The sequence below is a fragment of the Brevibacterium luteolum genome, from assembly GCF_013004595.1.
Taxonomy (GTDB): Bacteria; Actinomycetota; Actinomycetes; order Actinomycetales; family Brevibacteriaceae; genus Brevibacterium; species Brevibacterium luteolum.
The window spans coordinates 378,285-401,065 of sequence record NZ_JABEMC010000002.1; the positions used below are offsets into that span (position 1 = coordinate 378,285).

A 22,781-nucleotide genomic window follows, 5' to 3' on the forward strand; every position below is an offset into this window, starting at 1 on the left:
TGTGAAGTCTCGGGACATCGTTCACTCGATGTCCCGAGATTTCTTTTTGTTCTGGGGCTGATGGCTCGCGTCATCGTTCCGGTAGCCTCCAGCGGGATCTCAGCTCCGCTGGGAGGTCACCGATGTGACAGACACACCCGCGTTCTCGAAGGCTTTCACGATCTTCTTGTCGCGAGCATCTGTGATGAGCGTCCACCCGGTCGGAAGGGTCGCCCAGGCCGGTACCTGACGGGCTTCGAGCTTTGAGGAGTCGGCCAACACAGCCGTTCGACTCGATCGCTGCGCCACCTGTTCTTTGGTGAGAGCCTCCTCAACAGTCGGTTCGCCTACGCCATCGCGCGGATCGACCGCGTCGGCGCCCAGGAAGGAGACGTCGAAAGTGAAGCGCCTGAGTGCATCCGACGCGAGCGCTCCAGCGGTGCCGTGGGAATTGCGCGACAGATGCCCCCCGACCACGATGACGTCGATGCCGTCTTCTTCGGCCAGAGAAAGAGCGATCTCGAGACCTCTGGTGACCACGGTGAGACCAGAGCTGCCGCGGAGGTTGTCGATGAGGTGAGCCGTCGTGGAACCTGCGTCTACGAAGATTGTGGCACCGGGCGGCACGAGCGATGCGGCCACGGACCCGATTGCCGCCTTGGCACGGGTATTCATCGACATCCGCTCCGCCAGCGCTCTCTCCTGGTAAGGGGCCAGGCTCGTAGCACCGCCGTAGGTTCTTGCGAGCTGTCCGGTTCTCTCAAGCGCGGAGAGATCACGGCGGATAGTGGACGTCGACGTCGACAGTCTCTCGGCCAGAGCCTCGACACGATTGATTCCCGAACGGACTAGTCGCACAACTTCCATGCGTCTGTCGCGAGTCGCCTCACGTGGATTCATCGGTTCTCCCAACGCTCTTCTCATACGAATGGCGCAAACCGCATCCAGGCTCGTCAGCGGGGCAAGTACTCGGCGCGGATCGCTTCGACATGCGGTGCATAGCCGATCGCCGCACGGTACGCAGACCGCATTGTGCCCGGGTCGGCTTTTCCGGTGCCGGCGATATCGAAAGCGGTGCCATGGTCGACAGATGTGCGCAGGATGGGGAGTCCAACAGTGACGCTGATGGTCCCATCGAAGTCGAACGTCTTCGCAGCGATATGACCTTGATCGTGATACTGAGAGAGAATCCCGTCATAGCGACCCAACAGCCCATGGTGGAACACGGAATCGGCTGGGATCGGGCCCGCCACATCCAAGCCGCGTGAGCGGACCTCTTCAATGGCTGGGGAGAGGATCTCGATCTCTTCATCACCAAACGCACCGTTTTCGCCACCATGAGGATTGATGGCGGCGGTCGCCAGACGAGGTTCCGCCACACCGTAGACTTCGAGTGCACGATGGGCTCGCATGATTGAGCCGACCTGGTTGTCGATGTTGATTGCGTCGAGAGCTTTGCGCAGTGACATATGGCGGGTAGCGAAGAACACCTGCATCTTGTGTCCGGGCTGATGGGTTTTCTCGACAACGAACATCGTGTCCTGCTTGGTGACCCCAGTGAGCTCACCGAGCATTTCGGTATGACCGAGGTGCTTGGACCCTGTCTTCCACACCGCTTCCTTATTGATGGGGCCGGTGACGATACCGGAAACCTCTTGATTCAGTGCAGCTTCCGTTGCCACCTCGATTGCGGTGACGGCTGCTCGTCCGGCCCTTTCGTCTACTCTGCCCCATTCGGGAATCTGGGAGCCGAGAACCTCGATGTCGAAGACATCTATGACGCCTTCGCCGCCCGGAGCGGTGTCCCATGACGACACCGCCCGGACCTCGGCATCGAGGTTGAGCACCTTGACCGCCTTCTCCATGACGGCAAGGTCGGCGACGGCGATGCCGTGCTGAGAGCTGTCGGTCGAGAACTCGTGCAGTACCGCTGCGGTGATCTCAGGCCCGATGCCGACTGGATCTCCGACGGTGACAGCGAGAACGGGGGTATTCGAGGTCATGGTTTTTCCTAATCTTCTCGAGAACCGGACTTGTACAAGCGGTCTTGTGCGCGAACCATAGCGGATAGATGGTCAAGACATGCGACAGCGGTGTCGGGGCCGCCGACCAGCCCGCCTTTTGTGACGATCGGCAGGCCCGCGAACTCTCCGCCGATGACAACGCCGGCTGCGGCGAGCGGGACGACTTCTTCATGGACTTCAATGCCTGCGGCCCCCAGAGCGGAAAGCACTGCGGCGGTGATGTCGCCACCTGTGGTGTAGAGACCTCCAACGCACGGGCCGGCGGCTGGATCGCCTGAGATGCGGGCAGTCGCGAGTACACCGGCGGTGATTCGGCCAATGCGCCTGGGGACCTCCTCAGCCTCCTCCGCCGTCAGCTCTAGGATGTCCGACTCCTCAAGCACCGAGGCGAGGAGCACGATGTTCCCGGGGCCAGCGTTTTCGAGTGCTGTTGAGACCTCGGCGATGGTGGACGAGATGTCCGGAACGGGCCGGTTGCTGTCGAGAACAGGGCGGACAAGGTGGACGGGGCGCGTTTCAGACAGCTGTCTCAGCTGAAGCTGCGTGAGTTCAGTCGCTGAGCCGGCAATCGCCAGCAGCGGAAGGCTCCCTCCAGTCGGCTTGGTTTCGAGAGCGTGGGCAATGGCGAGGGTGCCTGGTCCGGGGTCGATCCCCACCCACATGACGCGGGGGTCTGCTGCCACCGCCGCTTCGGCTGTCCGCTTGAGGTGTTCATCAGTGAGTGCGTCTGCGACGACGACATCGACACCATCGTCGAGAACTGCACGGAATCGTGCGACTAGCGCGTCCCATGACCCGGTGACCTCGGCCAGTCCTATCACTGCTGTGCGCAGCTCAGTGCTGCGCTGCAGCGCGGCCTCGACGGAGGAGTTGTCGACGGGTGCGCGTACATCATGAGCGAGTTCGGTGTCTTCCAGCCGCTTGCCGGCCATGAGTTGCAGCCCGTCGACGGTCTGCCTGTCGGCTTGAGGAAACGCCGGCATACACAGACCGACAGCCTGACGACCACGTTCCCGGACAGCCGCGAGGACGGCTTGAGCTTCCGCGCCGAAGTTGCCGCGCAGCGTCGAGTCTGCACGTGAGCAGATGAGGTCTGCGGGCCACGCTGCTGCGACGACGCCGCGCACCGTCTCTTCAGCATCTGCAGGCGGCAGATGGCGCGAGTCTGTCGTGACGACAAGGACGTCGTAGGTGTCAAGCAGGCCAGTGAGTTCGTCCGGAGGCAGTCCCAGGTGCACATTTGCGGCGCGCAGGCCCGAGCGTGCGAAGCCCGCAGCACAGCCGTTGCCTCCGGTGAGGTCGTCCGCGACGACGAGTATGCGTGTCATGGTCACCCGATGAGCAGGTTTGCCAGGAAGAGCAGTGGGATCGATCCGAGCCAGACGGCGGTGGTGATACCCGACCAGCCTTTGAGAGCGGCAGTGCCGGTCAGCCCCGTGAACCGTGTGACAACCCAGAAGTAGGAGTCGTTGAAGTAGGAGAAGACCATCGAACCGCAGACACATGCCATGACTGCGATGAGAGGAGAGACTCCCAAGGAATCAACGAGCGGGGCGGTGACAGAGGCAGCGGTGATCATGGCCACGGTTCCGGAGCCCTGAGCGATTCGCACCATGGAAGCGATAAGGAACGGGATGAGGAACGCAGGCAGCGCCATGCCGGCGATGGCCTCGGCTAAAGCGTCACCGACCCCAGAGTCTCTCAGCACCTGGCCGAAACCTCCGCCAGCACCGGTGATGAGGAGAATCAGGCCTGCGGATTCGGCGGCCTGAGCCAGCCAGGCGTGTGTCTTCTTCCGCGGCGTCCACCGGGGGAGCAGAACGTAGACCGCCAAAATGATGCCGATGATCAGCGCGACCACAGGATTTCCAAGAAAGAGGAGCGGTTTGACCCAGTCGGAGGCAGCATACTCTTCAGCATTGATCTGACCCGTGGCCGATTTGTCGATAGCCGAGGTCACAGTGTTGGCCACAATCAGCAGGAGCGGAACGAGAAGCGGAAGAGAACCGAGAGCCGCATTGATGCGGTGCGGCTTGCGACCTGCCGGGGTCTCACCGAGGTAGTCCTCAGACCGATAGGTCTTGATCGCGTCGAGGTGAGATGCAACGTCTTCTCCGCCGTTCTCGGCAATTTTCACGTCGTGATTCTCGCCGTAGACCTCTGCAGCGACCTCGGGGACGACCTGCGATTCGAGCTTAGGGCCCATCCACCTGGCGTAGAACACCACGACGGGCAGAAGGATGATCGTGAAGATGCCGCCGGTCAGGATGACCGCACCGAGGTCTGCCCCGAGAAGGCCGGTGACGGCGAGCGGGCCGGGTGTCGGCGGCACCATGTGGTGGGTGAGTGTCATACCGCAGCCGAGGGCGAGGCAGAGAGTGACATATCCGCCCCGCTTGACTCGTGCAATCGAGCGGGCCAGAGGGTTCATGATCACGAAGCCGGAGTCGCAGAAGACCGGGACCGAGACAAGGGACCCGACAGTGCTCATCGCCCAGGGTTCTCTGCCTTTGCCGAATCCCCGAAGGAAGGCTCGTGCCAGTGCATCGGCGGCCCCTGAGACCTCCAAGATCTTTCCGACCGCAACACCGAGTCCGATGACGATTCCGATGCTGGCCAGCGTGTTGCCGAAGCCAGTCGTCACGGAGTCCACGACACCGAGCATCTCCTGCCCGGCCACCAGGCCGGTGACCAGCGCTGCTATCAGCAGAGCGATGAAGGCATCCAGCCGAGTGCGCAATACGAGAAAGACGATTGTGGCGATGCCGAGCAAGAGGGCCAGAATCAGCCGCGCATCCATGGGCGGTCTCCTAAGAATCGGGCGCGAACACAGTCACACAGAAAGAAACACAGTCACGCAGAAAGACAGGTGGAGCAACGTCGTCGAAGCGTGTTGATGAAAGCATGCATGTTCGTGATCGGTAAAGCAAGTAGTCATGCAATCAGCTGCTCAATCTGCGCATGAGACTGCAGCATGTTCTGCGCGCACGTGGCGAGGCGCATGCGACATCCGGGCAGCAGGGAAATGCTCATGCTGGCCGTCCTTTCCTGACCCTCTTCATTCGCCCAGGCCAAACCATCAGAAACGCCGCAGATACAACGATCGTCGTAGCACCAACGCGGGATTGTCGGGCAATCTCACCGTCTCTAACGTCGTGTGCATGGACACGAATACGTTCTCCCGCCGCTCACTGTTCGCATCCGGCGCAGCAGTCCTCGGATCCGCAGTACTGCTCAGTGCCGCACCCGGCCATGCTGCCGAAAACCGGCCCATCACCGAAGCCACCGGCTTCCGCACCTCCGACTCCGATGGTGGTGAGGCCTCGAATCCGGCCAACCGCCTCGGCTGCGCGCTCGGCCGTGGATTGGAGGACTGAGCCATGGCAGAACCCATCTGGATCGGCAGCCCGAACTTCAACCACGGCCGTGGAGGCTCCGGCATCGACCGCATCGTCATCCATTACATCGTCGGCACTCTCGCCGCCGCGGATGCCACCTTCAAGGACCCGGCCTCCCAGGTCAGCGCTCACTACGGCATCGGCGAAGGAGCCCTGCATCAGTACGTGAACGAAGGCGACACCGCCTGGCATGCCGGCAGCTTCGCGATGAATCAGCGCAGCATCGGCATCGAGCACTCCGCAGACCAGAACCGCGCCCCCGACGAGTTCACCTACAACACCTCGATCGCACTGTGCGCACGCATCTGCCGCGACTACGGACTCGACCCCCACGTCGCGCTCATCCCACACAGCGCCGTTGTCGCCACCTCGTGCCCGGGCACCGTCGACTTCGAGCGCATCAAGAACGCAGTCGCCGCCGCCGTCTGACGCGCCCCCGCCACCGCGGGCCCTGATCACCCTCGAATACCCCACTAACACAACCACACCCCCGCCCCCGCGCCGCCCAGCCTCCCAAGCTGGGCGGCGCTCTGTCGTTCCACTGTGTGACCCGGATCTCACGGATGTGCCTGCGGGAGCTAAGATAATGGTATGAAACTTCCACACAGCGATATTGATCCCGACGGCCTGCTGGAGTACTCCGTCGTCTTCACGGACCGCTCCCTCAACCACATGTCCGCCCGCTTCGTCTCCGTGATGGAGGAGACGCTGTCGATCCTGCGCAGCACCTACAACGCCAAGACCGCGGTGCTCGTGCCCGGCGGCGGCTCCTACGGCATGGAATCGGTCGCCCGCCAGTTCGCCGGCGGCAAGCGCTGCCTCATCGTACGCAACGGCCAGTTCTCCTACCGCTGGTCGCAGATCCTCGACACCGGCCAGATCCCTGCCGAACATGAGGTGCTCAAGGCCCGCCCCGCCGGCGGCGACGTCGATGCCGGGTTCGCTCCTGCTCCCATCGAGGAGGTCGTCGAGACGATCCACCGGCAGCGCACCGAGCTCGTGTTCGCTCCGCACGTCGAGACCGCCTCGGGCGTGCTGCTGAGCGATGACTACATGCGCCGGATCGCAGACGCCGTGCACGAGGTGGGCGGCCTGTTCGTCCTCGACTGCGTCGCCTCCGGCCCGCTGTGGGTTGACATGGACGACATCGGTGTCGACATCCTCCTCTCGGCCCCGCAGAAGGGCTGGAGCGGCACGCCGTGCGCCGGCTACATCATGTTCGGTGAGCGCGCTCGCACGGCGATCGAGGACACCACCAGCTCGAGCTTCGCACTCGACCTGAAGAAGTGGATGACGATCTGTGAGGGCTACGCCGAAGGCAAGCACGGCTACCACGCCACGATGCCGACTGACTCGATCACCCACAACCTCACCCTCATGCAGGAGGCTGTCGAGTTCGGGCTGCCGCAGCTGCGTGAGCGCCAGATCGAGCTCGGCACCAAGGTGCGCGAGCTCCTCAGCTCACGCGGTTACTCCTCAGTTGCCGCAGAGGGCTGGCAGTCTCCGACGGTCGTCGTCGTGCAGGCCGAGCGACCCGCCGCCGAGGTGGTAGCCGCGTTTGCGCAGGCAGGCGTGCAGGTAGCCGGCGGGGTCCCGCTCATGGTCGACGAGCCGGAGGGTTTTCAGACCTTCCGCATCGGCTTGTTCGGCCTCGACAAGTGGGCTGATGCTGATGCAGCGGCAGCGCGACTGGAGGCGGCGCTCGACCAGGTGGCCTGACACAGCTCTCGTGGTTTCGACAGACAGCTGGGGTGTGCGCGACAGCGCGCGGTGACGGCGTCACCGCGCAGAGCGTCGCCATTACCTGACGGTAAGCGGACTGGCGGCCTTGTTATGGTGTGAAGTGCCCGGCAGGCGCAGGGATCCCTGCGCCTGCACTCACACCACTGCAGAGACGAAGAGATGAGCGATTCGAAACAGCCGTCAGATCCGATAGAGCCTTCAGACTCGAACGCCCCACACGACGCCCGCCCCGGTGCCACTGCAGCAGCCACCGATGCTGCAGGGGCACCGGTTGACCGTGCACCGGCTGACGGTTCGCCGGGAGACCCGCCTCCGCCCAACTGGCCGGTCTTCCTCATCTCCGGCATCAGCATCCTGGCGATCGCCCTGTGGGCGATCATCGCCCCGGAGAACGCCGACCTCGTGCTCAACACCGCCGTCGGCTGGATCTCAGCGAACTTCGGCTGGTACTACATCCTGACCGCCACACTCATCATCGTCTTCGTCATCATGATGGCCGCCGGCCGCACCGGCAAGATCCGTCTTGGCCCGCAGCACTCCCGACCGCAGTTCAGCCTGTTCACCTGGACGGCGATGCTGTTCGCTGCCGGCATCGGCATCGACCTGATGTTCTTCTCGGTCTCCGAACCGGCCTCCCAGTTCCTGTTCCCGCCAGAGGGCGCGGTCGACGACCCGCTCAACCCGGACACCGATCCGAACGGCCGGGCGCGCATGGCCGTCATCTGGACGCTGTTCCACTATGGCATCACCGGCTGGGCGATGTACGCCCTCATGGGCATGGCGTTCGCCTACTTCGCCTACCGCAAGAACATGCCGCTCTCAATCCGCTCGATCCTGTACTGGGCGATCGGCAAGCGCATCAACGGCTGGCTGGGCTCCACCATCGACGTCGCCGCAGTGCTCGGCACCGTCTTCGGCATCGCTACCTCACTGGGCATCGGCGTCGTGCAGCTCAATTACGGCCTGCACCTGATGTTCGGCGTCCCCGAGGGCGTCGGCGCCCAGATCGGCCTCATCGCCCTGGCCGTGCTCATGGCCACGATCTCGACCGTCACCGGTGTCGAGAAGGGCATCCGCCGTCTGTCTGAGCTCAACGTCATCCTCGCCATCGTGCTGCTGGCCCACATTCTCATCACCGGCAAGACCCGGTTCCTCTTCGACGCACTCGTGACCAACATCGGCGAGTACCTCTACGAGCTGCCGCGGATGACCCTCGACGTCTTCCCGTTCATCCAGCCCGATGACTGGATGGCCGGCTGGACGCTGTTCTTCTGGGCCTGGTGGGTGGCCTGGGCGCCGTTCGTCGGACTGTTCCTCGCCCGCATCTCCCGCGGCCGTACGATCCGCCAGTTCGTCATCGGGGTGCTCATCGTCCCCTTCACCTTCATCGCCATCTTCATCTCGATCTTCGGCAACTCCACGCTGCGTCTCGTGCTCGACGGCAACCTGGAATTCGCCGACGTCGCCGCCAACACCCCCGAGCGTGCCTTCTACTCGCTGCTGGAGATGTACCCCGGCGCCCCGGCCGTCATCGGCCTGGCCACCATCGTCGGACTGCTCTTCTACGTCACATCCGCAGACTCCGGCGCACTCGTGCTGGCGAACTTCACCTCCCACACCCATGACCCGAACACCGACGGCCGCAAGGGGCTGCGCGTGTTCTGGGCGATCGCCACCGGCGTGCTGACGCTCGGCATGCTCATCGTCGACGGCGTCACCACCCTGCAGGGAGCCACTCTCATCATCGGACTGCCGTTCTCGGTCGTGCTCTATCTCGTCATGCTGTCGCTGTACCGGGCGCTGCAGGTCGAGCTCGACGTCACCGACAGCCGGTTCAACAGCCTGCCCGGCCGCCTGTCCGGCCAGGCAGGACTGTCCTGGCAGCAGCGCCTGCGCCGCGCCACGAGCTTCCCCAGCCGCGGGGCCGCCTCCCGCTACTTCAAGTCCACTGTCATCCCGGCGCTGACCGAGGTGGCCGAGGAGCTGCGCGCCAACGGCTCAGACGCCCGCCTCGACACCTCGGAAGTGGTCTCCCACAAGCTGCCGCAGGCAGCGCTGACGATCGAGTTCGAGGACGCGGAGCCGTGTGTCTACCAGGTCTACCCGGTGGCCGCGCAGATGCCGTCGTTCGCCCTCAACACCGCCCGCGAAGGCAGTGACGCATACTACCGCCTCGAAGTCTTCAACACCGAGGGATCGCGTGGATACGATGTTTTCGGGTACACCAAGGAACAGCTCATCTCCGACGTCCTCAGCAGCTTCGAGGCACACCTGGAGTTCCTGCGGATCTCAGACGGCACCCCGCCGGACGTCGCCGCAGCATCGACCACCGCCCTCACCACAGATTGGGAAGAGGAAACCCCTGACAAGACACGGACTGAGTCCAGCGACCGCTGACCTCAGCGCTGTGCAGAAATGAGGAGTGCCATGCCGAAAACCCTGTACATCGACGGCGAATGGGTCTCCGCCTCCGCCGGAGGAACCCGCGAGATCCACTGCCCGGCCGACGGCGAGCTCGTGGCCGTGGTCGACGAAGCCACCCAGGACGACACCGTCAAGGCGATCGAAGCCGCCCGCCGCGCCTTCGACGCTCAGGTGTGGTCGAGCGTGCCGGCCGCCGAGCGCGGCGCGCTGCTGCTCAAGGTCGCCGACGCCATCCGGGAGCGCAAGGATGAGTTCGCCCGCGCCGAGTCCCTCGACACCGGCAAACGGCTGATCGAATCCGAGATGGACATGGACGACATCGCCGCCTGCTTCGACTACTTCGGCCGCATCGCCGACGCTGATCCCGGTCGCGTCGTCGACGCCGGCGACAGCACCGTCGTCTCCCGCATCGTCCACGAACCGGTGGGCGTGTGCGCGCTCATCACCCCGTGGAACTACCCGCTGCTGCAGGCGGCCTGGAAGATCGCCCCGTGTATCGCCGCCGGCAACAGCTTCGTGCTCAAGCCGGCCGAACTCACCCCGCACACCGCGATCCTGACGATGCAGGTCCTCGACGAGCTCGGCCTGCCCGCCGGTGTCGGCAACCTCATCCTGGGCGCCGGCGCCGAGGCGGGAGCCCCGTTGTCAACGCATGCGGATGTCGACATGGTCTCGTTCACCGGCGGTCTGGTCACCGGCCGGCTCATCGCCCGCAACGCAGCCGAGACGGTCAAGAAGATCGCCCTCGAGCTCGGCGGCAAGAACCCGAACGTCATCTTCGCCGACGCTGATCGCGCAGCCGCGCTCGACAATGCGCTCAACGCCGCTTTCGTGCACTCCGGCCAGGTGTGCTCTGCCGGTGCCCGGCTCATCGTCGAGGAGTCGATCGCCGAGGAGTTCGTCGACGAGCTCGTCGCCCGGGCCGAGAAGATCCGCCTCGGCGGGCCCTTCGACGAGAACGCCGAGACCGGCCCGCTCATCTCCGCGGAGCACCGCGACAAGGTCACTGCCTATGTCGAGGCCGGCAGGCAGGAAGGTGCCCGCGTGCGCTGCGGTGGTAGGTGGGGCACCGGAGAGCTCGAATCCGGCTTCTACTACCTGCCGACCGTCATCGACCAGGTCAAGCCGGGCATGTCGGTGCTGCGCGACGAGGCCTTCGGCCCGGTCGTGACCGTTGAGACGTTCTCCACCGAAGATGAGGCGGTCGCGCTGGCCAACGACACCCACTACGGCCTGGCCGGCGCAGTGTGGACGCAGGACGCCGGCAAGTGCCAGCGGGTCGCCGGCCGGCTGCGTCACGGCACCATCTGGATCAACGACTTCCACCCCTACCTGCCGCAGGCCGAATGGGGCGGATACAAGCAGTCCGGATTCGGCCGCGAACTCGGGCCCACCGGTCTGGCCGAATACCAGGAAGCCAAGCACATCTACCAGAATCTCGAACCGGCCGTCACCGGCTGGTTTCCCGAGCACTGAGAGGGAGCCATGGAGACCACCCACACTTTCGACTACATCGTCGTCGGCGGCGGTTCGGCCGGTGCGGCCGTCGCTGCCCGCCTGAGCGAGGACCCCACCGTCACCGTCGGACTGCTCGAGGCCGGCCCGAGTGATGAGGACCTCGACGTGGTCCTCACCCTCAACCGGTGGATGGAGCTGCTCGAATCCGGCTACGACTGGGACTACCCGATCGAAGAGCAGGCCAACGGCAACTCGTTCATGCGCCATGCCCGCGCCAAGGTGCTCGGCGGCTGCTCCTCGCACAACTCCTGCATCGCCTTCTGGGCGCCGAAGGAGGACCTCGACGCCTGGGCGCACACCTACGGTGCGACCGGCTGGGAGGCGGAGAAGACCTTCCCGCTGTTCACCAAGCTCGAGACCAATGAGGACGACGGCCCGCTGCACGGCTACGACGGCCCGGTCGAGCTCATGAACGTCCCGCCGAAGGACCCCTGCGGTGTGGCCGTGCTCGACGCCTGTGAACAGGCTGGCATCCCGCGCGCGCAGTTCAACACCGGTGAGACCGTCGTCAACGGCGCGAACTTCTTCCAGATCAACCGCAGGGCCGACGGCACCCGCGCGTCGTCCTCGGTGTCGTACCTGCACCCGAACCTGAAGCGTGAGAACCTCACGATCCTCACCGACACGTGGGTGCGCGAACTCGAGTTCGACGACAGCAACACCTGCACCGGCGTCCATGTCGTCAACAACGCCTTCGGCACCACCCAGCGGATCGCAGCCAACCGCGAGGTCATCGTCTCCGCCGGCGCGATCGACACCCCGAAGCTGCTCATGCTCTCGGGCATCGGCCCGGCCGCCCACCTTAAGGAGGTCGGCGTCGACGTGCGCGTCGACGCCCCGGGTGTGGGCTCCAACCTGCAGGACCACCCCGAGGCGGTCATCCAGTGGGAGGCGAAGAAGCCGATGGTCACTGAATCGACCCAGTGGTGGGAGATCGGCATCTTCACCCGCATCGACGGCGAGGGCGACGTGCCCGACCTCATGATGCACTACGGTTCGGTGCCCTTCGACATGCACACCCTGCGCCAGGGCTATCCGACCTCGGAGAACGCCTTCTGCCTGACCCCCAACGTCCCGCACGCCCGCTCGCGGGGCACCGTGCGCCTGCGCAGCCTCGACTACCGGGACAAGCCGAAGGTCGATCCGCGCTACTTCACCGACCCCGAGGGCTATGACATGCACATCATGGTCGAGGGCATCAAGAAGGCCCGCGAGATCGTCTCCCAGCCGGCGCTGGCCGAATGGGCCGGCCGCGAACTCTACCCGGGAGACGACGTGCAGACCGATGAGCAGATTGAAGACTACATCGTCCGCACCCACAACACTGTCTACCACCCGGCCGGCACCGTCCGGATGGGCCCGGCGGACGACAGCGAATCGCCGCTGACCCCCGATCTCAAGGTCAAGGGCGTCACGGGCCTGCGCGTGGCCGACGCTTCGGTCATGCCGCTCATCACCGCTGTCAACCCGAACATCACCGTCATGATGATCGGCGAGAAGTGCGCCGAGCTCATCAAGCAGGACAGCTGAGCCTGACAGACTCACCCAGAAAGGGGGCGGGCAGCGATGATTCGCTGCCCGCCCCCTGTTGGTCATCGGCTCGGTGACCTCAGATCAGGACGTCTCCTCCGCCTCGGTGGTGGCTGGCGGCTGAGATGCCCCGGCACCCGGAGCGGGCTGAGATGCGGAAGTCTCAGAGTCTGCGGCTGTGTGCAGAAGGGTCCGGAGGTCGACTCCGGTGGTCTCATCGACGACCTGCAGCACTTTGGCGAGGTTGACGCCGATGTTCTCGCTGAGCTTCCCTTCCCCATCGGAGGAGATGATCGAGAGCCTGTCGATGCTGCCGTAGGGCTCAGCCAGTCGGCCGGCCATCTCCGGCAGCACCTTGAGGATCTCGGCCAGGCGCGCGGCATCGTTGTAGGAGGCGTATGCCTCGGCGGCGGCCTCGATCGCCCGTGCCTCGGCCTCACCGCGAGCGGCCACCGCAGCGGCCTCGGCCCGACCGCGCGTCTCAGCGGCCGCAGCGTCGTTCTGCGCTTCGACCAGTGCCGCTGCCGAGGCGCGCTCGCGCCGGTAGTGATCGGCATCGGCGTCGCGTTCGGCGGCGTACTTCTTGGCATCGGCTGGCTTCTGCACCTCACCGATGAGTTCGCGCTCACGCAGCTCGTTGTTGCGGTCGGCGATCTTCTGCTTCTCATCCAGGATGCGCTGCTCCTGCTCCGCACGGGCCAGCTCCTCAGCGGCAGCCGCCTGCGCCTTCTCGGCAGCGGTCTCACGCTGGATCGCGGCCTGGCGCAGCTCGAGGTCCTTCTGGGACTCGGCCACCCGCTGGGCATCGGCGTTCGAGGCCTCGGTCGCCTTGCGGCGCGACTCCGATTCGGCGATCGCGGCGCGCTCGGCGACGAGTGCCGCCTCGGGCCGGCCGAGATCCTTGAGATAGCCGTCATCGTCTTCGATCGAGATGATCTGGAAGGTGTCGATGACCAGGCCCTGGTTGTTCATCGAATCCGCGGCATCGGCCCGCACCTGCGCGGCGAACTCGGCGCGGTCGCGCAGCACCTGCTCGACCGTCAGCGTGCCGATGACCGCGCGCAGCGTACCGGAGAGGATCTCCTGGCAGTAGTTGTCGATGGCCTTCTGCTGATCGAGGAACCGCTGGGCTGCCTTGCGGATGTCGGCAACCGATTCGCCGACTTTGATCTGGGCGACACCGCGCAGCCGGAGGAAGATGTTGTTCGACGAGTAGCCCTCGATCTCGATGCTGATCTGGCGCGAGGACAGCGAGATCGTGTGCGCGCGGTCGAACAGCGGCCTGACGATCGCGCGACCGCCGACCACGACGCGGGTGCCGCTTTCGAGGTCGACGTCCCCGCCCTTGCTGCGGGTGGGTGCGCGGCCGGTGATGACGAGCGCCTCATTGGGCGCAGCGACGCGGTAGGCGCGGCGGAACATGATGAAACCGATGATGCCGATGATGAAGACGACGGCGAGGATCGCGCCGATACCGGTCACCAGTGTGGGATCGAACATGGGGATTCTCCTGAAAGTGACAGCGCGGGGCTGCTGGCAGTGCCGAATAGGTCACTGGCAGACTATCCGAAGAATCTGAGGCGCGGCACCGTCAGCTCGCAGCGGGCCGGCACCTGCGGCTGCCGGCCCGCTGCGAAACCAGGGACAGGGTCGTCGTCCTAGGTCAGAAGGCTGCACCAGTGGCCGCAGGAACTTCCTCGGCGGCGCGAACGCGCACTGCGTCACGGGCGGCGATGAGGTTCTCCAATGCCGGACGGACCTCCTCGTACCGGCGGGTTTTGAGTCCGCAGTCAGGATTCACCCACAGGCGATGGCGCGGCACGTGGGTCAGGGCTGCCTCCAGCAGGCCAACGAGCTCATCGACCGAGGGCACCCGCGGGGAGTGGATATCGTAAACGCCTGGGCCGACGCTGCGGTCGAACTCGGCGGGGTCGAGGCTGTCGAGCAGCTCCATCCGCGAACGGGCGGCTTCGATGCTCGTGACATCGGCATCGAGGGCATCGATGGCGTCGATGACCTGCTCGAACTCCGAATAGCACAGATGCGTGTGGATCTGGGTGCCCGGCTCCACGCCGATGCTGGCCAACCGGAAGGCATCGACCGCCCAGTCCAGATAGGCGTTCCGGGCATCGGCGCGCAGCGGCAGCAGCTCACGCAGAGCCGGCTCATCGATCTGGATGATCCGGATGCCGGCGGCCTCCAGTTCGGCAACTTCGTCGGAGAGCGCCAGGCCGATCTGCTCAGCAGCAGTCGACAGCGGCACGTCATCGCGTACGAAGGACCACGACAGGATCGTCACCGGGCCGGTGAGCATTCCCTTGACCGGTGTGTCGGTCAGGCTGGCGGCAAAGGTCGACCACGGCACCGTGATCGGAGCCGGCCGGTGCACGTCGCCGAACAGGATCGGCGGGCGGGTGCAGCGGGTGCCGTAGGACTGCACCCAGCCGTGATCGGTGACCGCGAAACCGGCCAGGTGCTCGGCGAAGTACTGCACCATGTCGTTGCGCTCGGGCTCACCGTGGACGATGACATCGAAGCCGAGCTCCTCCTGCAGGCGCACCACCTCGGCGATCTCGGCCCGCATCGTCGCCTGGTACTGCACCTCGGTGATGCGCTCATCGCGCAGCGCGGCTCGGGCGCGGCGCACCTCGGGCGTCTGCGGGAACGAGCCGATCGTCGTCGTCGGCAGCACCGGCAGGCTGAGCGCCTCCTGGGCCCGCCGGCGCTCTTCGAGGCTGCCAGCGCGCACCCGACGCTCACCGATGGCAGCGGTGCGGGCACGCACCTCGGGGTTGAGTACGCGGTCGGACTCTGCGCGGGTGCGCACCGCCCGGGCCGACCGGTCGAAGACGGGCTTACGGACACCGGCCGGGTCGGCAGCACCGCTGCCGCGGGCCCCCAGTGCCGCCGCGAGCGCCTCGACCTCGGTGAGCTTCTCAGCGGCGAAGGACAGCCAGCCGGCCACATCAACCGGCAGCCGGGTCTCGGCGGCCACTGTGTAGGGGACATGCAGCAGCGAGGTCGAGGTGGAGACCGAGACGTCGCGGCCACGGTCCTGCAGCCCGGTGAGCACCTCGAGCTCGGCAGCCAGGTCGGCAGCCCAGATGTTTCGGCCGTCGACCACCCCTGCCACCAGCCGGGTGGCGCCGAAGTCCGCTGTCTGCAGGCGGGCCAGCCAACCAGGGTCCACGGCTCGGGTGGCGGGCGAGACATCGACGCCCAGCGCCTCGGGCCCGGCGGCCAGCAGGGTCTCAAGTCCTGCCCGCAGCGCACCATATGGCGCGGTGATGAGCACCTGCGGGCGCTCACCGGCTGACAGCAGACGGGCGTGCGCGTCACCGGCGCAGGCGGCCAGGTCGGCATCGCTGATCGCGTCGATGTCGGTCACCAGGATCGGCTCATCGAGCTGCACCCACTCGACTCCGGCGGCATGGAGGGCAGCCAGAAGTTCGGCGTAGACCTCGACGAGCTCGTCGAGCCGCTCCAGCGGCGCGTGCTCTGCTCCGGCCGCCGGCTTCGACAGCGCCAGCAGGGTCACCGGACCCACCAGCACCGGACGGATCCGATGCCCGGCCTGCCGCGCCTCGGCGACGAGGTCGAGGAGACGCTGCGGGCGGGCGGTGAAGGTGCGCTCATCGGCGACTTCAGGCACCAGGTAGTGGTAGTTCGTGTCGAACCACTTCGTCATCTCCAGCGGCGGACGCTCTGCGGTGCCGCGGGCCAGAGCGAAGTACTCACCCAGGGCGGTGCCGGACGGATCCTCGCCGACGATGCCGGTGGTGATGGCAGCGTCGAGGACCTGGTCGTAGGCGGAGAAGTCGCCGGGGATCGCGTAGTCGGCGGCCAGGCCGAGCTCGCGCTGCCGCTCATAGGCGGTCACTCGCAGACTGTGGGCGGCATCGGCATAAGAGGCTTCGTCGATGGTGCCGGCCCACAGTGCTTCGAGGGCGCGCTTGAGTTCGCGGCGCGGGCCGATGCGCGGCAGCCCGGTGACGGTTGCAGGCGGGAACGCACACTTCTGTGAGGCGGTCAAGGGAAGTCCTTTCGGTCGACGATCAGCCGGGCGAGGGTGGCTGGTCGCAGGCGGGAGAGCAGTTCGGTGATGGTCGTCGGGTCGTTGAAGGTGTAGAAGTGCAGGCCCGGCACCCCGGCGGCGATGAGCTCGTCGACGAAACCGGCGGTGAGGTCCAGGCCGATGTCGTACTCCTCGGCTGGGCTGCGGGCTGCGGCCAGCGTCTGGGAAATGCGCGGCGGTGGCGTGAGCCCGGAGAGCCGACACATCCGCTGCAGGCGCGCGGTGCCGGTGATCGGCATGATCCCCGGGATGATCGGCAGGGTGACGCCGGCCAGCCGAGCACGCTCGGCAACAGCGGTGATGAGGGCGGAGTCGAAGAACAGCTGTGTGATGGCGAAGTCGGCGCCGTTGCGCTGCTTGGCGGCCAGCACGTCGATGTCCTCCGCCGGATGCCGTGACTCGGGATGCCCGCTCGGGTAGGCCGCCACCCCGATCGCCAGCCTGCCGCCGCACAGCCGGGCGACATGGCCCTGCTCGACCTCGCGCAGCAGTGCTACGAGCGCATCGGCGTGCGCGAGGTGCCCGCGCGGGGGAGCCGACTGCCCGGCTGCCAGATCCCCGCGGACGGCGAGGAATCCGCGCACCCCGGCGTCGATGAACCACTCGATCCACTCGATCAGCTCGCTGCGCGGGGCTGCGGTGCACGTCAGGTGGGCCAGCGGCCGCAGCCGGGTGGTCGCGGCCAGCTGCTCGATGAAGGCCGCCGTCCCCGCCGACCAGCCGGTGCCCACCGCTGAGGTGACGGCGAGGTAGTCGGGGTCGTAGGAGGCCAGCAGCTCCAGCAGCGCACCGGAGCGCTGCTGCTGGGCGGCACTGCGCGGGGGCATGACTTCGAAGGACAGCGCCAAACGGGTCCCGGACGTCCCTGCGGCCACGCCGGCCTCCGGTGCGGCGGCCGGCGACCAGGCATCGAGGGGTGCTGAGGCGGAGATCGTGCTCACTGGGCTTCCGGCGAGGCAGTCAGCAGATCGGGGTGGTGGAGTGCGGCGACGTCGGGGTGGGAGCGCAGTCGAGAGGCCAGCGCGTTCTCCCCGTAGACAGCGTGCAGCGTGTCGCGCTCATCAGCGCTCACCCCGCGCGCGGATGGGGCCAGTTCAGCAGGCAGGGTCACCTCGGGCAGGCTGGCGCGCAGGGCGGGGTTGTAGAAGAACGGCACCGAGATCCGGTCCGCACCCGGTGCGGTCGGCAGCACGCGGTGGACGGTGGCGCGCAGGTAGCCGCCCGTGGCGACTTCGAGCAGCTTGCCGATGTTGACGACGAAGGTGTTCTCGATCGGTTCGACATCGATCCACCGGTCCTCATGCAGCACCTGCAGCCCGGTGGTCCCCGGCTGCGGGTACAGCAGGGTGAGCACCCCGCCGTCGCGGTGCGCGCCGACGCCCTGGGTGATGTCCTCGGTGGCCGTGCCCGAGGCGGTGGCAGGCTCGGGTGCCGGGTAGCGGACGATCTTGATGAAGGACTCGGGGTCTTCGGCGAAGGCCGGTGCGAAGAAGTCAGCCGGCTGGCCGAGGCTCACCGCCCATTCGGACAGCAGCCGGGCTGCGACCGCACTCAGCTGGGTGTGCCAGGCGTCGGTGACGGCCCTGAGCTCCGGCAGGGCCTCCGGGTAGAGGTTCGGGCCGGTGAGCCGGTCGTAGGCGTGCAGCGGTTCGGCGACCGGTGCGCGGTGTGGGCCGATGTCGATCTGCTCGCGCCAGTCGACCAGGCCCTGGGTGCGCTCGCCGCCAGTGCGGGTGTAGCCGCGGAAGTGCGGGGAGCGGGTGTTCTCGATGGCGAGCTTGTCCTCCTCGGGCAGGGCGAAGAAGCGCTCAGCGGTCTCAAGCAGGGCGGTGAAGTCTGCGGCGGGGATGCCGTGGCCGGTGAGGTAGAAGAACCCGATCGAATGGGTGACCTCGCGCAGCTGGCGGCGGAAGTCGGCGGCCAGCTGCGGGTCGTCGGCGCGGGACAGGTCGAGGATGGGCAAGCGGGTCAGCGGCATGATGGCTCCTAGGTCTGTGGGAGGACTGATGCGGAACTCACGCTAGGTCCGGGCGGCGGCCGGAGCCGGTGGGGATGTCACGGCACGCCTCATAGCGTCATAAACATGCCATGCAGCGTCATGAATGCGACTTCTCGCGTCATCTGCCGACGCACAGCCGGTCAGTCGCGCACTATGCGCTGCTCGCGAGCGGCAGCGATCGCTGCGGTGCGGTTGGAGACGCCGAGCTTGGAGTAGATGTGGTTGAGGTGAGTCTTGACGGTCGCCTCAGAGATGAACAGCTCGCTGGCGATCTCCCGGTTCGAGGTCCCGGTCGCCAGCAGCTGCAAGATCTCGATCTCCCGGTTCGACAGCGAGATGCCCGGGCTGCGCATCCGGTCGAAGAGCCGGGCGGCGATCTCCGGTGCCAGGGCGGTGCGCCCGGCAGCGGCTTCGGTGACGGCCTGCCGGATCTTCTCCGGGTCGGCATCCTTGAGCATGTAGCCCGAGGCACCGGCTTCGATTGCTGCGACGATGTCGGAGTCGGAGTCGTAGGTGGTGAGGATGAGCACCGGCAGGTCCGGGCGGGACTCCTTGAGTCTGCGGGTCGCGGTCACCCCGTCCATCCCGGCCATCTGCAGGTCCATAAGCACCACGTCGACCGGTTCGCCCAACGTCTCGGCCCGCTCGACGGCCTTGATGGCCTGCATGCCGTCGGAGGCCTCGGCGGCGACTTCGAACTCGGTGAAGCCGTTGAGCATGGCGATGAGCCCGGTGCGCACCACCGGGTGGTCATCGACGATGAGAAGGCGGATCTCCCTCATGCGGTTGTCTCCAGTGGCTCGGGTGGGTGATCGCTGCCGGGTGGCAGCGGCAGGCTGACGCCGACGACGGTGCCCTTGCCGGGAGCTGATTCGACGGTGACATGGCCGCCGGCCCGGCTGATGCGCTCACGCAGCAGGCGCAGCCCGTAACCGGAGTCGGCACCGACCTCGTCGGCCGGGTCTGCCGGCAGCACGGTATCGGGGTCGAAACCGCTGCCGTTGTCGAAGACGTCGATGGTGACGGTGTTGTCGAAGAACGCCAGCGTCACCCGGGCTGCTGAGGCGTGTGCGTGGGCGGCGACGTTCGACAGCAGCGACTGCACAGACCGCACGAGTGCCGCCTCGGTCGCGGCTGAAACCGGAACCGGGTCGCCCTCGACGGCGAACGTGCACCTCAGGTCCTGCCCAGCAGCCTGGACGCGCTCCTGCGTGTCAGCGCACAGCTGCGGCAGGCGCTGGAGCAGCCGGGTGGTGCGCTGCTGGCGCGGTGTCTGCCCGGCAGCCAGATCGCGGACGAAGGCGCGGGCCTCGGCGAGATTCTCAGAGGCGGTGCGCTCGATGATGTCGATGTAGTCATCGGCAGCCTCGGGCTTGCCGCCGGCCTGCGCATCACGGGCGGCGCGGGAGACGAGCACGATGCTCGACAGGCCCTGGGCGAGGGTGTCGTGGATCTCCTGGGCGAGGCGTTCGCGTTCGGCCAGCTGCCCGGCCTCGTGCTGGGCGGCGGCGAGTTCGCTGCGAGTGCGGATGAGCTCTTCGACCGCGCGGCGCTGATGTTCGCTCTCGGTGTAGAGGGCCTGGTAGACCAGCGACATGATGATCGCCACCCCGGCGCCGAGCAGCGGGCCGACGATGAGCGCTGGCTGCAGCTGACCGGTGTGCGCCCACTGGATGGCACCGACCGAGCAGGCGAGTGCGAGCACGGCGAAGATCGCATGCCGGGTGCGCAGGATGTGCAGGTGCAGGAAGAACAGCGGGAAGGCCAGCCAGGTGAAGTGCTCGCTCAGCGAGACGAGGCACAGCCACTGCACGGTGACCGCGGCCAGCCACATCATCGCCATGCGCTGCGGCAGACCGGCGAGCCGGCCGTCGACGCCGACGTGCTCGCTGTGGTGCTTCTCGCGCACCGTGCCGTAGACGTAGGTCGCGGCCAGCAGGACCGAGAGCACCAGGATGATCCAGCCGATGCCGTGCAGCCCGATCTCGGTCAGCGCGCGGATGAGCCCGATGCCCATGAGGAGCGCGAACCCGACATGCAGGGTCACCCGCATGGCGCGCAGCACCAGCGGAACACGGCTGTCAGGCTCGGGCATAGTCCAACTCTAGCCGTGCCGCTGCGCTGTGAGAATCAATCGAATGGTTGAGGCGAAGTCCCACCGTTCTCCCGATGTGCGCACGCGCGGAAGGCGAGATCGTGGAGATATGTTCCTAGCATTTCGTGAGATCAAGTTCGCCAAGGGCCGCTTCGCCCTCATGGCCGCAGTCGTCGCGCTCATCAGCGTGCTGCTCATCATGCTCTCCGGGCTCACCGCCGGCCTGGCCCGCCAGTCCACCTCGGCGATCGCCGAGCTGCCGGCCTCGATGGTGGCCTTCGGCAGCGGCAGCGAGGATGAGGAGGTCGACGACCCGTCCTATACCCAGTCCCGCGTCACCACCGATCAGGTCGACGCCTGGCAGTCGACGGCTGGTGTCTCCGGTGCCGAACCGCTGGGCATCGTGCAGTCCCGCCTGGAACTCGACACCTCCACCCAGGCCGCCGGCTTCGCCGCCGAACCGGGCTCGGGCATCGCACCCGATGCGCTGCGCGCCGAGACCATCGTGCTGAGCGAGGAACTCGCCACCGAGCTGTCAGCCAAGACCGGTGACATCGTCACCTTCGGCGGCACCGAGCTCGAGGTCGCCGGCACGATCCCCGACCAGTGGTACTCCCACACCCCGGTCGCCTGGATCGACCTGGCGACGTGGAAGTCCATCACCCATATCTCCGACCCCGAGGTGGCAGGCACCGTCGTGCTCGCCAACGTCACCGACACCTCGGTCGCGGCAGCTGGCAGCCAAACCGCCGGCACCGACGTCGACGACGTCCGGGCTGAGGCCGACGACAGGGCCGGCACCGTGTCGATGACGCCGAAGGAGAGCTTCTCCGCGCTGGCCTCATACAGCTCGGAGAACGGCTCGCTGACCCTCATTCAGGCGTTCCTCTACGGCATCTCCGCCCTTGTCGTCGCTGCGTTCCTCAGCGTGTGGACGATCCAGCGGACTCGTGAGATCGCCGTGGTCAAGGCACTCGGCGGCTCCACCCGCTATGTGCTCGGCGACGCGCTCGGCCAGGCGCTCATCGTGCTCGGCATCGGCGTCATCGCCGGCGGCATCATCGGCATCGCAGCGGGCCTGGCACTGTCCTCGGTCGCACCGTTCACCGTCAGCCCGGCGACCACGCTGCTGCCGATGGCAGGCGTCATCGGCATCGGCCTCATCGCCGCCGCCTTCGCCGTCCGCCGCGTCACCCGCGTCGACCCGCTTCTCGCACTGGGAGGAAACTGATGACCACCATCCTGCAGACCACGAACACCCAGACCACCTCCGGCGCTCCTGCGCTTGAGCTGGAGCGCATCACCCTGACCTACCCGGACGGCACCGGCACGGTCACCGCGCTCGATGACGTCAGCCTGACCCTGACACCGGGCACCGTCACCGCGATTGTCGGCCCGTCCGGTTCGGGCAAGTCGAGCCTGCTGGCTGTCGGTTCGACACTCGTGACGCCGACCTCCGGTGTGGTGCGCATCGACGGCACCGACGTCGGACGCCTCAAGGAGTCCGAGCGCAGCCGGCTGCGCCGCGAGAAGATCGGCATCGTCTTCCAGCAGCCGAACCTGCTGGAGTCGCTTACCGCCGTCGAGCAGCTCATCATCACCGACAAGCTGCGCGGCACGGGCGGCGGGGATGACACCCGCAAGCGGGCTGAGGCACTGCTCGAACGCGTCGGCTTAGCCGATGCCGCCAGGCGCCGGCCTCACCAGCTCTCCGGTGGTCAGCGGCAGCGCGTCAACATCGCCCGCGCCCTCATGGGCGATCCGAGCGTGCTGCTCGTCGATGAGCCGACCGCTGCTCTCGACCACGACCGGTCGGAGGCGATCATGGACCTGCTGTGTCAGGTGACGAAGGAGTTCAGCGTCGCCACCGTCATCGTCACCCATGACACTGAGTTCCTGCCGAAGACCGATGTCGTGGCCACGATGCGCGACGGCAAGCTCTCGGAGCCGGAGTGCGCTGCCGCTGCAGCGTGCTGACCCGGTCGGCACTGCAGCC

At 66.6% G+C, this 22,781-nt stretch carries 18 protein-coding genes and 1 pseudogene; 8 read left to right on the forward strand and 11 right to left on the reverse strand.

Annotated features, from left to right (window positions below):
* Positions 1-99: 99 nt before the first annotated feature.
* From HLA91_RS05230 to HLA91_RS05245, 5 genes and pseudogenes are all read right to left on the reverse strand, one after another.
* Positions 100-660 (reverse strand): DeoR/GlpR family DNA-binding transcription regulator, encoded by a 561-nt coding sequence (locus HLA91_RS05230; RefSeq protein WP_239557297.1) that lies wholly within the window; start codon positions 658-660, stop codon positions 100-102.
* Positions 661-705: 45 nt separating this feature from the next.
* Positions 706-903: pseudogene (locus tag HLA91_RS13805) on the reverse strand (DeoR family transcriptional regulator); the annotation flags it as partial.
* A 29-nt stretch (positions 904-932) separates the two neighbouring features.
* The gene (gene pdxA / locus HLA91_RS05235; RefSeq protein ID WP_170273829.1) at positions 933-1,982 is read right to left on the reverse strand and encodes a 4-hydroxythreonine-4-phosphate dehydrogenase PdxA; all 1,050 of its coding nucleotides are present in this window, start codon (positions 1,980-1,982) and stop codon (positions 933-935) included.
* A gap of 8 nt (positions 1,983-1,990) precedes the next feature.
* Positions 1,991-3,331: a four-carbon acid sugar kinase family protein gene (locus HLA91_RS05240; RefSeq protein WP_170273830.1), complete on the reverse strand. Its 1,341-nt coding sequence runs from the start codon at positions 3,329-3,331 to the stop codon at positions 1,991-1,993.
* A gap of 2 nt (positions 3,332-3,333) precedes the next feature.
* Positions 3,334-4,803: a GntP family permease gene (locus HLA91_RS05245; RefSeq protein WP_170273831.1), complete on the reverse strand. Its 1,470-nt coding sequence runs from the start codon at positions 4,801-4,803 to the stop codon at positions 3,334-3,336.
* A 361-nt stretch (positions 4,804-5,164) separates the two neighbouring features.
* Between HLA91_RS05245 and HLA91_RS05250 the strand changes: the two genes are divergently transcribed.
* The 6 genes from HLA91_RS05250 to HLA91_RS05275 all read left to right on the forward strand — a co-directional run bounded on the left by HLA91_RS05250 (position 5,165) and on the right by HLA91_RS05275 (position 12,616).
* Positions 5,165-5,380, forward strand: a complete 216-nt coding sequence (locus HLA91_RS05250; protein WP_170273832.1) for a hypothetical protein — start codon at positions 5,165-5,167, stop codon at positions 5,378-5,380.
* A 3-nt stretch (positions 5,381-5,383) separates the two neighbouring features.
* Positions 5,384-5,830, forward strand: coding sequence for an N-acetylmuramoyl-L-alanine amidase (locus tag HLA91_RS05255; protein WP_170273833.1), 447 nt, complete (start codon positions 5,384-5,386; stop codon positions 5,828-5,830).
* A gap of 162 nt (positions 5,831-5,992) precedes the next feature.
* Positions 5,993-7,120 (forward strand): aminotransferase class V-fold PLP-dependent enzyme, encoded by a 1,128-nt coding sequence (locus HLA91_RS05260; protein WP_170273834.1) that lies wholly within the window; start codon positions 5,993-5,995, stop codon positions 7,118-7,120.
* A gap of 183 nt (positions 7,121-7,303) precedes the next feature.
* The gene (gene betT, locus HLA91_RS05265) at positions 7,304-9,541 is read left to right on the forward strand and encodes a choline BCCT transporter BetT (protein ID WP_170273835.1); all 2,238 of its coding nucleotides are present in this window, start codon (positions 7,304-7,306) and stop codon (positions 9,539-9,541) included.
* A gap of 30 nt (positions 9,542-9,571) precedes the next feature.
* Positions 9,572-11,044, forward strand: a complete 1,473-nt coding sequence (locus HLA91_RS05270; RefSeq protein WP_170273836.1) for an aldehyde dehydrogenase family protein — start codon at positions 9,572-9,574, stop codon at positions 11,042-11,044.
* 9 nt (positions 11,045-11,053) lie between these two features.
* Positions 11,054-12,616 (forward strand): GMC family oxidoreductase, encoded by a 1,563-nt coding sequence (locus tag HLA91_RS05275; RefSeq protein WP_170273837.1) that lies wholly within the window; start codon positions 11,054-11,056, stop codon positions 12,614-12,616.
* An 84-nt stretch (positions 12,617-12,700) separates the two neighbouring features.
* Here the strand turns inward: HLA91_RS05275 and HLA91_RS05280 are convergent, their stop codons facing one another.
* The 6 genes from HLA91_RS05280 to HLA91_RS05305 form a co-directional block, all read right to left on the reverse strand.
* A complete protein-coding gene (locus HLA91_RS05280; RefSeq protein ID WP_102163239.1) occupies positions 12,701-14,116 on the reverse strand; it encodes a flotillin family protein in 1,416 nt (471 codons plus the stop codon).
* A gap of 163 nt (positions 14,117-14,279) precedes the next feature.
* Positions 14,280-16,649 carry a 5-methyltetrahydropteroyltriglutamate--homocysteine S-methyltransferase gene (metE, locus tag HLA91_RS05285; protein ID WP_170273838.1) on the reverse strand — a complete coding sequence of 790 codons (2,370 nt, stop codon included), beginning with the start codon at positions 16,647-16,649 and terminating at the stop codon, positions 14,280-14,282.
* Positions 16,646-17,632, reverse strand: coding sequence for a methylenetetrahydrofolate reductase (locus tag HLA91_RS05290; protein ID WP_257995244.1), 987 nt, complete (start codon positions 17,630-17,632; stop codon positions 16,646-16,648). The genes metE and HLA91_RS05290 overlap by 4 nt, the downstream gene beginning before the upstream one ends.
* Positions 17,629-18,669, reverse strand: a complete 1,041-nt coding sequence (locus HLA91_RS05295) for an isopenicillin N synthase family dioxygenase (protein WP_102163237.1) — start codon at positions 18,667-18,669, stop codon at positions 17,629-17,631. The genes HLA91_RS05290 and HLA91_RS05295 overlap by 4 nt, the downstream gene beginning before the upstream one ends.
* A 161-nt stretch (positions 18,670-18,830) precedes the next feature.
* Positions 18,831-19,472 carry a response regulator gene (locus HLA91_RS05300; RefSeq protein ID WP_170273839.1) on the reverse strand — a complete coding sequence of 214 codons (642 nt, stop codon included), beginning with the start codon at positions 19,470-19,472 and terminating at the stop codon, positions 18,831-18,833.
* Positions 19,469-20,785 carry a sensor histidine kinase gene (locus HLA91_RS05305; RefSeq protein ID WP_212754012.1) on the reverse strand — a complete coding sequence of 439 codons (1,317 nt, stop codon included), beginning with the start codon at positions 20,783-20,785 and terminating at the stop codon, positions 19,469-19,471. The genes HLA91_RS05300 and HLA91_RS05305 overlap by 4 nt, the downstream gene beginning before the upstream one ends.
* 109 nt (positions 20,786-20,894) lie before the next feature.
* Here HLA91_RS05305 and HLA91_RS05310 point away from each other — a divergent pair, with 109 nt between their 5' ends.
* Positions 20,895-22,016: an ABC transporter permease gene (locus tag HLA91_RS05310; RefSeq protein ID WP_170273840.1), complete on the forward strand. Its 1,122-nt coding sequence runs from the start codon at positions 20,895-20,897 to the stop codon at positions 22,014-22,016.
* Positions 22,016-22,762: an ABC transporter ATP-binding protein gene (locus HLA91_RS05315; RefSeq protein WP_170273841.1), complete on the forward strand. Its 747-nt coding sequence runs from the start codon at positions 22,016-22,018 to the stop codon at positions 22,760-22,762. The genes HLA91_RS05310 and HLA91_RS05315 overlap by 1 nt, the downstream gene beginning before the upstream one ends.
* Positions 22,763-22,781: the final 19 nt, after the last annotated feature.